At 57.1% G+C, this 12,223-nt stretch carries 12 protein-coding genes; 4 read left to right on the plus strand and 8 right to left on the minus strand.

The window, feature by feature from the left end; genetic code table 11:
• Nucleotides 1–41 precede the first annotated feature (41 nt).
• Entirely contained in the window at nucleotides 42–866 is an 825-nt protein-coding gene (phnC, locus tag BM152_RS07870) for a phosphonate ABC transporter ATP-binding protein (protein WP_066607364.1), read from the minus strand.
• 220 nt (nucleotides 867–1,086) lie between these two features.
• Here phnC and BM152_RS07875 point away from each other — a divergent pair, with 220 nt between their 5' ends.
• Together BM152_RS07875 and BM152_RS07880 are read left to right on the plus strand one after the other, a co-directional pair.
• Nucleotides 1,087–2,148, plus strand: coding sequence for an AbrB family transcriptional regulator (locus BM152_RS07875; RefSeq protein ID WP_231730572.1), 1,062 nt, complete (start codon nucleotides 1,087–1,089; stop codon nucleotides 2,146–2,148).
• 131 nt (nucleotides 2,149–2,279) lie between these two features.
• Nucleotides 2,280–3,290, plus strand: coding sequence for a glycosyltransferase family 2 protein (locus BM152_RS07880; protein WP_066607092.1), 1,011 nt, complete (start codon nucleotides 2,280–2,282; stop codon nucleotides 3,288–3,290).
• A gap of 72 nt (nucleotides 3,291–3,362) precedes the next feature.
• Here BM152_RS07880 and BM152_RS07885 read toward each other — a convergent pair whose 3' ends face one another.
• The 3 genes from BM152_RS07885 to BM152_RS07895 form a co-directional block, all read right to left on the minus strand.
• Complete coding sequence (locus BM152_RS07885) at nucleotides 3,363–4,508, minus strand: DUF6716 putative glycosyltransferase (RefSeq protein ID WP_066607358.1); 1,146 nt, start codon at nucleotides 4,506–4,508, stop codon at nucleotides 3,363–3,365.
• Nucleotides 4,509–4,582: 74 nt separating this feature from the next.
• On the minus strand, nucleotides 4,583–5,239 hold the full coding sequence (locus BM152_RS07890; RefSeq protein WP_066607091.1) for an ABC transporter ATP-binding protein: 657 nt from the start codon (nucleotides 5,237–5,239) through the stop codon (nucleotides 4,583–4,585).
• Nucleotides 5,240–5,245: 6 nt separating this feature from the next.
• Nucleotides 5,246–6,526: a KpsE/RkpR family capsule polysaccharide export protein gene (locus tag BM152_RS07895; protein WP_231730571.1), complete on the minus strand. Its 1,281-nt coding sequence runs from the start codon at nucleotides 6,524–6,526 to the stop codon at nucleotides 5,246–5,248.
• 79 nt (nucleotides 6,527–6,605) lie between these two features.
• On the opposite strand from BM152_RS07895, the gene BM152_RS07900 reads away from it, so the two are divergent.
• The gene (locus tag BM152_RS07900) at nucleotides 6,606–7,436 is read left to right on the plus strand and encodes an ABC transporter permease (protein WP_066607089.1); all 831 of its coding nucleotides are present in this window, start codon (nucleotides 6,606–6,608) and stop codon (nucleotides 7,434–7,436) included.
• Nucleotides 7,437–7,463: 27 nt separating this feature from the next.
• Here BM152_RS07900 and BM152_RS07905 read toward each other — a convergent pair whose 3' ends face one another.
• The 4 genes from BM152_RS07905 to BM152_RS07920 form a co-directional block, all read right to left on the minus strand.
• Nucleotides 7,464–9,068, minus strand: coding sequence for a polysialyltransferase family glycosyltransferase (locus BM152_RS07905; RefSeq protein ID WP_066607085.1), 1,605 nt, complete (start codon nucleotides 9,066–9,068; stop codon nucleotides 7,464–7,466).
• Nucleotides 9,065–9,517 (minus strand): hypothetical protein, encoded by a 453-nt coding sequence (locus BM152_RS07910; RefSeq protein ID WP_139222485.1) that lies wholly within the window; start codon nucleotides 9,515–9,517, stop codon nucleotides 9,065–9,067. The genes BM152_RS07905 and BM152_RS07910 overlap by 4 nt, the downstream gene beginning before the upstream one ends.
• The gene (locus BM152_RS07915; protein WP_066607080.1) at nucleotides 9,496–10,020 is read right to left on the minus strand and encodes a glycosyltransferase family 2 protein; all 525 of its coding nucleotides are present in this window, start codon (nucleotides 10,018–10,020) and stop codon (nucleotides 9,496–9,498) included. The genes BM152_RS07910 and BM152_RS07915 overlap by 22 nt, the downstream gene beginning before the upstream one ends.
• A gap of 121 nt (nucleotides 10,021–10,141) precedes the next feature.
• Nucleotides 10,142–10,849 (minus strand): sulfotransferase family 2 domain-containing protein, encoded by a 708-nt coding sequence (locus BM152_RS07920; protein ID WP_158527954.1) that lies wholly within the window; start codon nucleotides 10,847–10,849, stop codon nucleotides 10,142–10,144.
• A gap of 386 nt (nucleotides 10,850–11,235) precedes the next feature.
• Between BM152_RS07920 and BM152_RS07925 the strand changes: the two genes are divergently transcribed.
• Complete coding sequence (locus BM152_RS07925; RefSeq protein WP_066607078.1) at nucleotides 11,236–12,222, plus strand: TRAP transporter substrate-binding protein; 987 nt, start codon at nucleotides 11,236–11,238, stop codon at nucleotides 12,220–12,222.
• Nucleotide 12,223: the final 1 nt, after the last annotated feature.

Consider the following 12,223-nt stretch of genomic DNA (forward strand, 5'->3'; position numbering starts at 1 on the left):
GAAACCCGCGAAATGTTCGGTTGCGGGGGGATGAAAGAGGGTTAAAGCGCGACTTCGGCGGCCCGAATTTCTTCGGTAACAACCGCGTCGTGATCGCGTATCTCGGTGGAGGTGGCGGCCTCGGAAAAATCCGCGCCTGCGCCGTAAATGTCGCGGGCCACGCCGGTGGTCAGTTGCTCCGGCGTGCCGTCAAAGACCACGCGCCCGTCGCGCATCCCGATGATGCGGTCACAATAGCGCCGCGCAGTATCGAGCGTGTGCAGGTTGGCGATGACCATGCGCCCGTCCTCGTCATGAATACGCCGCAGCGCCTCCATGACAGTTTGCGCATTCATCGGATCAAGAGAGGCAATCGGCTCGTCCGCAAGGATCACCTTCGGGTCCTGCATCAGGGCGCGCGCGATGGCGACACGCTGTTGCTGGCCACCCGAAAGCGCCTCGGCACGCTTCGCCGCATGTTCGGCAATGCCGAGACGGTCCAGAATGTCGATGGCCTTGTGGATTTCAGCCTCGGGGTAGAGGTTGAACATGGTCGTCAAGGTAGAGTGCCGCCCCAAAGTGCCATGCAGCACATTCGACACCACATCCATACGCGGCACCAGATTGAACTGCTGGAAGATCATGGCGCAGTCGGACTGCCAGTCGCGCTTGTCCTTACCTGTGAGCGTCAGGACATTGCGGCCTTCAAAACACAGCTCCCCATCGGAGGCATCCGTCAGCCGGTTCATGATCCGCAAAAAGGTGGATTTACCGGCGCCGGACCGGCCAATAATGCCGATCATCATCGGGCGGTCGATGGTGAAACTGACATTGTCTACTGCGGCATTGGAGCCGAACCGCTTTGTCAGGCTCTTGACGTCGAGCATATCTGTCCCCTCGTTGTTTGACGGGATAAGGCACAGGCTCTGAAACGCTTGTGTGACGACATGGAAAAACTTTTGTGACACGCCGGATTTCCCACGCCGGATGTGCAAAAACCCATGCAACGCCCAAGTCTTGTGCGCAAAACGCCACCGCGCGATCTTGCCCTGTGGCCCGATGACAGTATGTTGACGCGACATTTTGCCCTTTTTCGAGGACATCGACGTGCTGACACCGCCCGCCCCCAAACGCGCCTTGCGCATTCTGCTGACACTCTGTGTCGGGGCAGCAGGCGGCACGGGGTTCTATCTGGCCGGCCTTCCGCTGCCGTGGATGCTGGGCTCCATGCTGGCGGTGTTTGCTTTCGTGATGGCAGGCACGCCGCTTGAGACCTCCGGACGGTTGCGCCCCATCGTCATTCCCGTGATCGGCGTGATGCTCGGCTCCAGCTTCAACACCGAAACATTCCAGCACCTCGGCCAATGGGGCCTCTCTCTGGCGGGGCTGGCGCTCTACCTCGTCCTCGCGGCGGCCCTCGTCGTGCCCTATTTCATCAAGGTCGGTCGGCTTGATCCTGTGACGGCCTTCTTCTCCGCCATGCCCGGCGGCATCAACGAAATGACGGTGATCGGCGGCGCGCTGGGCGGCGATGAAAAGCGGATCATTCTGGCACACGCGGGGCGCATCGTGGTGACCATCTCGATCATCGCCGTGTGGTTTCGCGTGGTGCTGGGTTATGAGGTCCAAGGCGTGCCGCTTCATGACGATGCCCCGGGCCTGACCGTGCCCAGCGCGCTGATCCTGCTGGCCTGCGCAGTCTTGGGCACATGGCTTGGCGGAAAGCTGAAACTGCCCGCTCCGGGGCTTTTGGGGCCGATGCTGCTTTCAGGGGCGGTACATATATCCGGCCTGACCGCCTCCTCTCCGCCGGGGTTTCTGGTCATCGTGGCACAGGTCGTGCTGGGCTCCACGATGGGTTGTCGCTTCCGTGGCGCGAAGCCCCGCCTCGTTGCGGAGACCCTCGCACTGAGCCTTGGCGGCACCCTGATCACTATGAGCCTGTCTCTGGGCTTTGCGGTATTGCTGCACAAACCTTTCGGCCAAACGGTCGAACAAGTGCTGCTCGCCTATGCTCCCGGCGGGCTCACGGAAATGTCCCTTGTGGCTTTGGCCATGCATGCCGAAGTGGCCTATATCTCTGTGCACCATCTGGTCCGCATCGTGATCCTGATTGCCGTCGCCCCCTCCATCCTGACTCGCATGGCAGAGCGATTGCGCTACAAATGACGCCACGTCAGCGCCCCTCTCCGGCAAGGCGACCAAAGCGCGAAACTTGACTCACATCCCCCTGTGTGAAACCCATTATCCAAAGAAATCAAACGCGCAGGCGCTTGGTGTGATATGAGGATGAGCCGGGTTTGAAGACACTCGCGATCACATGTATCCGCGACGAGGGGCCGTGGCTCCTTGACTGGATTGCCCATCACCGTGCGGCCGGATTTGCACATTTTCTCATTGCCTCGCATGACTGCACCGATGGCACGGACCGGATGCTCGACGCGCTCGACGCCGCAGGAATCGTCACGCATCTGCCCTTTGTCCCCGATGGCGAAAAAGCCGTGCAGTGGCAGGCGATGAAACTGCTCTCCAAACATCCGCTCTATAAAGGGGCCGATCTGGCGCTGTTCTTCGATGTCGACGAATATCTGGTTCTGAAGGAACCGTTGGGTGCGCTTTTGCCCGACACGGCGGACGCCATGCCTTTGCGCTGGCATCTCTTTGGCAATAGCGGAATTGGCACATGGCAGGACCGCCCCGTGACCGAACGGTTCATCATGGCCGCCCCCGAAGACATCGCGCTGCCGCTGGCGCATTTTTTCAAGACGTTGCACCGACCTGCGGCGTTCAAGGGGCTGGGAGTGCATCGCCCGAAAGGCAAAGAGGCCCGCTGGGTCTCCGCCTCCGGTCGCGCTCTGGCCGAAGATTTCGCCACGCAGCAATCGCGGATCAATCTCTTCGGCCTGAGTTCCAAAGGCGAACGCGCATGGCTCAACCATTACTCCGTGCGCTCGATCGAGGAATTCATCCTCAAAGCCCGACGCGGGTTGCCCAATCACATGGAAAAACCTGTGGGGGCGGGCTACTGGGCCGAGCGGAATTTCAACCTTGTCGAAGATACGCGGATCACGGAGATGCGCAAAGCCGCGAGAGAGGCACGCGCGGATCTCGAAGCCTTCGACGCGCTGCATGAAGAAGCCGTCCAACATCACCGCGCACAGCTCAAAACCCTGACGCTTCGCCGCGATATTATAGAATTGATGTGGCAACTGACGCTCATGGCCAGTTCCACCGCGCCCGGCCCGACCCAACTCGCGGCCCATCTGGCACGGCTCAAAGCGGCGAAAGCCCACGCGGAGTCCGCCAGCTAAATCCTCTCGCCGCCCCCCTCAACTCCTATCGCCCGAGACCACGCCGGCCCCTGTATCACGCAGCGTGTTACACTAAGCACCATACAGGCCCTCTCTGCCCTCAAACTCCTCTATCGCCTTGAGCACATCCGCACCTAAAGAACGCTCGGCAAACATATCCGCAACCCACGCGGGATTGACCGGACGGGGCTTGAGACACAGCAATTCTTCCAACGTCACAATCGCCCCGCTGGTGTTGAAAACCTTCCGCATCGGCCCGTTGAGAGGGTCGAGGAAATTGTCGACGTAATCGAGATAGATCATCGTCGGCACGCCCTCCGACATCGCATCCAGAGCCGCGGTCGAGGTGCAAGTGATGGCAATCGCAGCCTTCTCCAGCGCCTCCTGCATTACACAGGCGGTCAGTTTCAGATTGGGCGGAACATCTGAATATTTCTTTAACAGCGACGGATAATCATATTTTTCCACATGGAGATGCTGTGCGTTCTCACCGGGAAGGTGGCGCAGCTTGATATACACGTCCCGCTCCGGATTGCGCTCGGCAATGGCGATCAGCGCATCCAGAATATGCCTGCGCCCCGCCCGCGACTTGGGGGAAATCGCCTGCGCGAAAAAGTAGATGTCCTTGCGGCTGTGCAGATCAGCGAGCGGGGCCTTCGGCGCGAGCGCCGCCGGATGACCGAACCCCACATACTGCCAGAACCCCGCCTCACCACTTTGACGCCGGATCTCCTTGAAAAGCGCGATGTCAGGGCGCGGGAACACGAACACCGCATCGGAGACCAAACGATGCCGCAGCCCGCGCTCGGGAAAGAAATCAAGCCCACCCAGAAAGCTGATCAAACAAGGCCGCCCCGCTCTCAGCCGACCTTGTCCGGCCGTGTCCATATCCTTGAGCGCATTGCGCAAAGGCGCATAGACGCGGGAAGTCACGACAGCCCGAATGTTGCGGTTTGCGAACACGGCATAAAGACCTTTCCTGTCCAGAACCAGATCCGGTCCCTCCGGCAGCAAGGTTGAGATCTGGCGCTCGGACAGGGTGTTTTCGTCGGAATACAGACAGAACGCGACCGGACAATCCGGCGCGGCAGATTTCAGCAGGTCACGCATCAACCGCGCGAAAAACAAGGTGGAATCGTCGCTGAATACCAGCAGGACCGGTTGTTGCGCCTTCGGAAGGTCAACCGGCGTCTGTGGCGTTTCTGATAACTCGTGCATGATATCCGCGCTCAAATTGTGATCCGTTCAAACTCTCAAGGCATCGGACGCACCTCCCGCCCCTCGCCCTGCCGTCATGTCCTCATATTGCCAAGGTGGAAATCTATCGCCTCCTCCACATCGTCGAAATATCGCAAGCGGCCGTTTTCCAGAACCGCTCCGGCGTTACACAGGCGACGAACATCCTTCATGGAATGTGTGACGACAATCGCATTGCTGTTGCGCATCCTGTCCTTGAACATGGCAGAACTCTTTTCACGAAACGCCTGATCGCCCACCGCAGTAATTTCATCCACCAGATAAGTGTCAAACTTGATCCCCATCGAAATCCCGAAAGCAAGGCGCGAGCGCATACCGGAGGAATACAAGCGCACAGGCATGTTGAAATGCCCGCCAAGCCCCGCGAAATCCTCGACGAAGCGCAAAAGCTCATCCGTATCGACCCCGTAGATTCGCGCGATAAATCGGGTGTTCTGCGCACCGGTCAGATCTCTGTGAAAACTGCCGGAAAACCCGACGGGAAAGGATACCTGTCCTTTCGAAATGATCTGACCTGAATCGGGACGCATATTTCCCGCAATCATTTGCAGCAAGGTCGACTTTCCGGAGCCGTTGCGCCCCAGAAGCGCCACCGAACAGCCGGTCGGAAACACGATGCTGAGGTTGCGGGCGATATGTTTTCTCCCGCGTCCGGAGCGAAAGCTCTTCGAGAGGTTGCGTAACTCGATCATAGCGGTTCAACGACGGTCGCGCAGGGAATAGAAAATCAGCGTGGCGGTGCTCCACCCCATCACCAGAAACAGCGAGGCAATCCCCAAAAGGATGAACCGGCGCGGATATTCTGCGGCTTCGGCAAGGGTCGGGCGCACGAAAGCCGCCAGATACCGGCTTTGCCGCTGGGCTTCGGCCTGAGCAGAGTCGAAATTCGACAGGGCGGAGGTATATTTCTTTTCGGCAAATTCCCGATCCACCGTCAGGCTTTCGAAATTCTCCAGCAATGTCGCATAGTCCTCGTCATCCGGCGATGCCCCAGCCGCCATCGCCCCGCCGACCCCGAACTTGGCACGTTCCTGCCGTATGCGTTCGGAAATCGCCGCAATGCGCCGCTTGGCCTCCACCACCCGCAGGTCATCCTCGCTTGTGTTGTTCAGCAACATGTCATGGGCGATCATCTCGTCGCCCAGCTTTTCCTGCAACGACGTCAAAAGACCCATCTGGATCTGGATATCGGCGTTCGGGTTGAGAATCTGGTTCTTCGACCGAAAGGCCGTGATGGCCTGCTGCGCCTGTTTGAGTTGCTCCATCGCCTCTTCGAGTTCGAGACGCGCATATTTGAGCGCATCTTCACGGGCAATCGCAGAGAGGGCGTTTATCATCTGTGTGCTTTGGCGATAGACCTCCTCCGCAATGGCCTGCGCATCCTCCGGCGTAAAGGCGCGGACCTCGATTTTGATCAGCCCCGTGCCCGATGTGTAGGACACTTTCACCATCCGCTGCCAATATTGCAGCAACGCCTCGATATTCGCATCAGGCCGGAGGGAAAAAACGGCGTCTTTTTCGTAAAACCGCGAATAGAGCGCGTTCAGGTCGAGCGATGCGTTGACCGCCTGCACCATCTCCTGAGACTGGATGAATTCATACAGAATATCGCTGTCCGACGAGCTCGAACTGGACAGATTAGCCAGCCCGCCGAAGATATCGACCGCTGAAGCACTTTCCTCACGCCGCACGGTAAACCCGACGCGCGAGACATATTGATCCTGCGCCTGCGTCCACAAATACCACGCCATAGCCAAAATTGGCAGAACCACAACCACAAGGAAGCTCATGAGCAGCGCACGGTGACGGGATTTCAGGCGCGCGCGGGGCACGGGGGGCTTTTGCGGAACCGCCGCCCTTTTGCGCGCCGCCTCCTGTTTCTTCCGCTTTTTCATCGCGGGCTTCGCCGGTTGCTGTGCGGCGACCTCGACATCCTGCTGCGAAACAGGGCTCTTGTCTTGGGGTAAATTCTTGTTCACTTTTATACTCTAAGCCTAGTCTTGTTCCGAATGCCGCCGTGTTTGGACCGAGACAGAAAATAACGATCAGGATGCGGGTATGTCGCAAGAAATTCAAACATTTGAAGCAATCCAGCCGGCACCGGAACCGTCCTCTCCCAATCTGCGTTTCAGGACATTTCGTACAATATCAGCGTTAATATTGCGTGAAATGTCGACCACCTATGGCCGCACCCCCGGAGGGTATATCTGGGCCATTCTCGAACCTCTGGCGATGATTGTGCTGTTTGCCATCGGTTTCTCCCTGATGTTGCGTAGTCCGTCTCTCGGCACCTCGTTTCTCTGGTTTTACGCCTCTGCAATCCTGCCCTTGCGGATGTTCCAACGGATCAGCGGCAATGTGGGCAATGCGATTTCCTTCAACCGTGCGTTGATGAGCTATCCCCGTGTCACCTTCATTGATGTTGTCACCTCGCGTTTCCTGCTGGCCGTTCTCACACAAAGCATGGTCGCGGCGGTCGTTCTTGTCGGCATTCACAGCTATGACAATGTGCGGGAAATCATAGACTACCAAACCCTGTTCACCGCCTTCGCCGCCACGATCTGGCTGGGGGTGGGCGTCGGGACGTTGAACTGTTTCCTGACATTCCGCTATCCTTTGTGGTCAACCCTTTGGGGAATTGCCACGCGGCCGCTCATGCTGATCTCCGGCGTGTTTTTCATCTACGAAGACCTGCCGGAATTTGCCCAGAACATCCTCTGGTTCAATCCGGTCCTGCACATCACAGGCTATGCCCGCGCGGGGATGTTCTATTCGATCTATTCTCCTCACTACATTTCGTTAACCTATGTGTTCCTCTGCGGCACAATTCCGTTGTTTTTCGGGGTGTTGCTCCTGCGCAAATTCGGTCAGGAGGCGCTTTACAAATAGGCGCCCCCTCTGCCGATCCCCTTGTCTCTAGGTGCGCCGCAGACGTCTGAGAAACGCGTTTTTGACCTCTCGCCTCCTGTCAGCGGAGGCAAGGACGGTCTCTTGTGGAGTATCCTCAGCCGCCTGTTTGAGCGCCTCAAGATCCTGCCGCGCGCGCTTGGCAATGATCTTGTTCAGTTCGGACAGATGCGCCGCAGCCTTTTCCAGAATCTCGACATGCAAAGACGACGTGGGGGTCTTTTGATAGGCTTCCAGACTGATCTCGAAAGCCATGTCATAGTCTTTGGCCTTGAGCGCCAGACGCGCCCGATCAATCGCCCGAAGACGCTCCGGCGCACCTCTGGTCTCCTCCCAGGATTTACCGGCTAGCGCCGCCTGCTCCATCGACAGAGAATTCTTCGGCGTATAACCAAAGAGCTTTCGCCGCGCCGTGCGCTCGAACCTGTCCTCACGGGTCATCGGATGGCCCAGCAGCTTGAGCAGGGCACTGTTGTCCGGCACCAGCGTCTTGGGTTGCATCGAAGCCGCCATAAGGTCCACTTTCACCTGCACCTCTTCGGCGCGCAGAGGATAATGCGTCTCGCGCCCCTCCAGGTCGGGATACATCAAGGCGGACAGCATCACAGGCACACGGTTGCTATTCTCCCAAGGCTGCAACCGGTCAAAAAACGCTTCGGTTCGGAAGTGATAGGCCTCGATCCCGAACATGGCATGAGCCATCGCCATCCCCGTTGAAAAGACCGACGCCACAAAGGCAGGCCGGCTTTGCAGCAAGAGCGTTTCGAGGGAGTGCGACGAAGTGATCACGGTCACGTCGAGCCCGGAAAGCGCTGGAGCCTGAACTAACTGGTGCAGCATCCCCTCCGAGAAACTTGGATGCGGTTTGAAGGCCACACGTTTGGCCCCCGCACGCTCGGCACAGGCCACCAAACCGTCAGCATAAAGGGCGATTTCCTCTTCGGCACTCATAAGGTCGAGCGCGGAGAGGTATTGACCGAGGAACAAGGGCAACCCCTGAAGGTCAGCACTCCCGTCCTGCGCCCCGTCCGCATCCATAGCCTCGAAGGTTCCCCGAAGCCCCTCCATCCCCAGAGGATGCAATTCGACTCCGGCTTCTCTGAGCAATGGCGGCGTCACACCGGGCAGGAGGTCGGGGTAGAAAAGACGGTCCACACGGCTCAATACTTGCATAGGCAATGCATTCCGTGTCGGACTGAATGACATAAGCCCGTCAGAGAAAACATTTATCCTCGCTGCGGGAAGCAGTTGAACAAGCGTGTTGGCCGGCGGCGTTTGTATGGATTCGACATATAGTTGCTCAACAGTTTCCAACCCCAGAGCCGCCAAAAGAAGACTGCCCGCTGAAAGCCGTTTCGGCTCGTTCCCATCCACCTCCCATTTCTGTGGATGGACCGGCGCAATGATTTTGTTCAGGCTCACGACATTTGAAAAATACTTGTCGAGGTCCGGAAACTTTTGAACCGTTTCATACAGTCCGCCAGGCACTTCCGGAGAAACGGAATGCGCGCTGACCAGCAATGTCTTGGGCATGACATCCAAATGCCCATTCGCCCGCAGAGAACCGAGCAACACATGAAGATCAAAAAGAGTCGAAATCTGGCATAAAATCATTTGAGCAAATCCTCCAGCATTGTCCGTCTTCTCGCGTCAATACGATGAAACCCCTCATCGCGGTCTGCCGGAGGTATGAGCAACAAAACTTCCCGTCCCCCCTTACGCATTAGAGATTGCACATGGGGCAAAAGCCTGTCGAAACGATCCAGATGGAAGCAAATCATAGCCAGTGATTGACGAACGGCTTTCTGAAGAAACTCCGGATGATCGCTACTCATAACGAACGCAAGAAGCTCTTTAAGAGCCGCGAGAATATCAAGTTGCCGCTCATCTCCGATATGCGTCAGGCTGCTACTAATACCTCTGCGGTAAAATATCTGGTTCTCTTCAGCGACGAGGCACTTCTTTGCCAACATCTGCCGTTCCCAGACAAGTTTTCGCTCCTCAGCCGTCTGCAGAGGCAAAAACCGCATCGCATGACGGTTTAGAAATTCTGTCGAATACATGCCCGGCCACACATGGGCTTGACAAGTGTCGTCCTCTCATCAGGTAAAATACCCAGTTTGGGATCAAACGGCACATCACAAAACGGAAAAGCCGCTCGTCTCACCCCTCGCTGCGTCCCATAACACTCGATAAAATGTGAGCGGACAAAATCCAGATCAGGGAAATCTGAAAACCGTCTGACGAGGTTTTTGTAATAACTCTCCCCGACCCAGTCATCACCATCAATAAATGTCATCAAAGGGGTGTTTACGGCATCCATCGCAATGTTGCGTGCTACCCCTGCCCCGACATTTTTCTCCATCGGCATAAAGCGCACCGTTTTCCAACGGTCCGCGAATTGCGTCATGATCTGTGGCGTCTGGTCCGTCGACGCATCATCGACCAGAATGAGTGACATCCCTTCGGCCATAGAGGGCTCAAGAGATTTAAGTGTATCTCCAAGGGTTGTTTCGGCATTGAATGCCGGCAGAACAATCGTCACGTCTGCAAGAGTAAATACCATTCTAAAACTGCCTCAAAACTGCTGTATCGGGTTTCATGGGGTCGAAGGCGTAAGGGACGCCTGCGGTGTTTTTCTGTGGAAGAGGTTTCATGTCTGCTGCGCCCCCGATCCACGCCCTGTTTCATACATTTTTCGTCAACTCACGCGGGTAGAACAGTTTGAAATCCTGCTCGAAACGCTCCCTGATGAGCTTGAGCGTCGGGGCCGGAATGATCTCCGTAGGATCAAAGCCATCCTTCTGTCGCGCGTTGACATGGCGCAGCGGGCCAAGCCCCACGCCGCGAATGGAGGTTTCAAAGCGCACATGGTCCCAGTCGGCCTCCATACATTCCACACGTCCGACAAAATGCGGGAGGAGCCGCCCCTCACGGGTCAGGATCGACGCCTGTGAGCGCACATGAATATCGGCCTTTTCATCCGGCGCGTCATAGACCTTTTGCACGAAACTCGGAAAATCCATGCCAAGCTCGACACCCATCTTCTTGAACGCGCGTGCGAGCGTCGTGTTCTCGATGATCTTGTTGTTCCAACAGGAATAGAGCCGCGTGACCGGATGGCGGACAAAGGTGAAGAGCCACGCATCATCGCGATCCGTGCGCTCGAAGAACTCCTCATGGGTAAGATTCACCGCCTGCATTTCGTCCTGCTGGGCCCAAAACTTGTCCTGATTTGGCCGCAGCCCCTTTTTGCCGGTCAGCTGAAAGGTTTTCGCCAACTGGAACCGGATGGAGGAATTGGCCGCCTTCGGGATACGGAAATACCCGAGCTTTTGCTGGGGCAGCCAGATCAGGTGATGATCGGCGTAGGAGAATCTCAGTATTTTATTCAAGAGGTTATCTTTGATGCGTGAGGCCATGCCGGATATATGATCCGTAAAGGTTAACTAATCGTTAAACACGCGTGCAGCTGTCGGAAGAAACCACCCCACCCGACGGCTCACACCCCACTAACACGCCCTCACGCCCCACACGTCCGCAAGCCAACGCCCTGCCCCGCCACAAACCCCTGTGCGAAAAGCACACAGGCGGTATGCGGGGCGCAGGTTTCCGGCTGACGGCTTGCATCTTCATCATATTTTCAGCCATATGCGCAATAAATCTGCAATCCCGAGAGCTTTCCCGCAGCTATGTAAGGCCAGACGGGGGGTCTTGGGATTGTTTATTGAAACGGGCGCATCTTTGGGCGTCCTTGTCTAAACTGTCTGGGAGGACGTTTATGAACACCTTTTTGAAAGCAACTGCGCTGGCAGCTGCAACCCTGAGTGCAAGCGCGCTGTCTCTGGCTGCGGAAATTGATCCGGTCAATCTGCGCCTCGCCCATGTTGTGAACGAACAGGACGGTTTCCACGCCGCCGCCGTGAAGTTTCAGGAACTGGTCGCGGAACGCTCCGACGGTGCCATCACAGTCGAGATTTTCCCGAACGCCACATTGGGCGACGAGCGCACCCTACTTGAAGGTATGCAGATCGGCACCGTGGATATGGGCGTGATCACCAACGGTCCGGTTTCGAACTTCCTCGAAGATATGGCCGTTTTCGAAATGCCGTTCCTCTTCCCCTCCCCCGAAGCGGCCTATAGCGTTCTCGACGGTGAAATCGGTCAGGAGCTTCTGGGTCGCCTCGAAGAGGTCAACCTCAAAGGTCTCGCCTATGCAGAGCGCGGCTTCCGCAATCTCACCAACTCCAAACGCCCCGTGGCCACGCCCGACGATCTCGACGGTCTGCGCGTCCGCGTGATGGAAAACCCCGTCTATATCGACACCTTCCGCGAACTGGGTGCCGACGCCGTGCCGATGGCATGGACCGAAGCCCTCACCGGCATGCAGCAGGGCACCATCGACGGTCAGGAAAATCCGGTCGGCGTGGTCTATTCCTTCAAGCTGAACGAAACCCAGACCAACATGACCATGACGCGCCACAGCTATGCACCGGCGATCTTCGTGATGGGCATGCCGAAATGGAACCAGCTTTCCGAAGAGGCTCAAGAGATCATTGCCGACGCTGCACAAGAGGCCGCCGAATATGAACGCGCCCTCAATGCCGCGCAAGAAGGCGAACAGCTCGAAGAGCTAAAAGCCGCAGGCATGAACGTGATCGAAGATGCAGACCTCTCCACATTCTCCAACGCCGTTCAACCGGTCTACGAAAAATATGGCGAGAAATTCGGTGACTATCTGCCGCGTATCCAAGAGGCATTGAAATAAG

This window comes from Celeribacter halophilus, assembly GCF_900114135.1.
Lineage (GTDB): Bacteria > Pseudomonadota > Alphaproteobacteria > Rhodobacterales > Rhodobacteraceae > Celeribacter > Celeribacter halophilus.

What these genes read in the sequence shown, in the direction of transcription:
- phnC (WP_066607364.1), bottom strand. Translation starts at nt 866, where the DNA reads ATGCTCGACGTCAAGAGCCTGACAAAGCGGTTCGGCTCCAATGCCGCA.
- BM152_RS07885 (WP_066607358.1), bottom strand. Translation starts at nt 4,508, where the DNA reads ATGCACGAGTTATCAGAAACGCCACAGACGCCGGTTGACCTTCCGAAG.
- BM152_RS07890 (WP_066607091.1), bottom strand. Translation starts at nt 5,239, where the DNA reads ATGATCGAGTTACGCAACCTCTCGAAGAGCTTTCGCTCCGGACGCGGG.
- BM152_RS07900 (WP_066607089.1), top strand. Translation starts at nt 6,606, where the DNA reads ATGTCGCAAGAAATTCAAACATTTGAAGCAATCCAGCCGGCACCGGAA.
- BM152_RS07905 (WP_066607085.1), bottom strand. Translation starts at nt 9,068, where the DNA reads ATGATTTTATGCCAGATTTCGACTCTTTTTGATCTTCATGTGTTGCTC.
- BM152_RS07910 (WP_139222485.1), bottom strand. Translation starts at nt 9,517, where the DNA reads ATGTATTCGACAGAATTTCTAAACCGTCATGCGATGCGGTTTTTGCCT.
- BM152_RS07915 (WP_066607080.1), bottom strand. Translation starts at nt 10,020, where the DNA reads ATGGTATTTACTCTTGCAGACGTGACGATTGTTCTGCCGGCATTCAAT.
- BM152_RS07925 (WP_066607078.1), top strand. Translation starts at nt 11,236, where the DNA reads ATGAACACCTTTTTGAAAGCAACTGCGCTGGCAGCTGCAACCCTGAGT.